This window comes from Mesorhizobium sp. Cs1299R1N1 (assembly GCF_037179655.1).
In the GTDB taxonomy this organism is placed as follows: Bacteria; Pseudomonadota; Alphaproteobacteria; order Rhizobiales; family Rhizobiaceae; genus Mesorhizobium; species Mesorhizobium salmacidum.
This window is the reverse complement of the sequence record NZ_JAPYKR010000155.1, coordinates 1-220: the sequence shown is the minus strand read 5'-3', so window position 1 is coordinate 220 and position 220 is coordinate 1. Positions and strand designations below refer to the sequence as shown.

The following is a 220-nucleotide window of genomic DNA, read 5'->3' as shown; positions in this document are numbered from 1 at the left end:
CCGGTCCGTGCACGGGTGCGGTCAGCGTATAGACATAGCTGCCGTCGGTGTGGACCTGGATGGTGCCGTAGGTTCCGGCTGTGGCGGCATTGCCGCCGCTGGCCAGCTGATAGGTGAGCGGTGCGAAACCGCCGGTGGCGGCGAGCTGGTTGGCGGCATCGGTCTCGGCGGTCGAGCCCGGCAGCGAGCCGGTGACGGTGCCGTGGGTGAGATCGGCTCC

At 70.0% G+C, this 220-nt stretch carries 1 protein-coding gene; it reads right to left on the bottom strand.

The window, feature by feature from the left end; genetic code table 11:
• The coding region (locus O7A70_RS34145; protein ID WP_337144250.1) for a hypothetical protein at nucleotides 1–220 on the bottom strand (220 nt) is incomplete at both ends.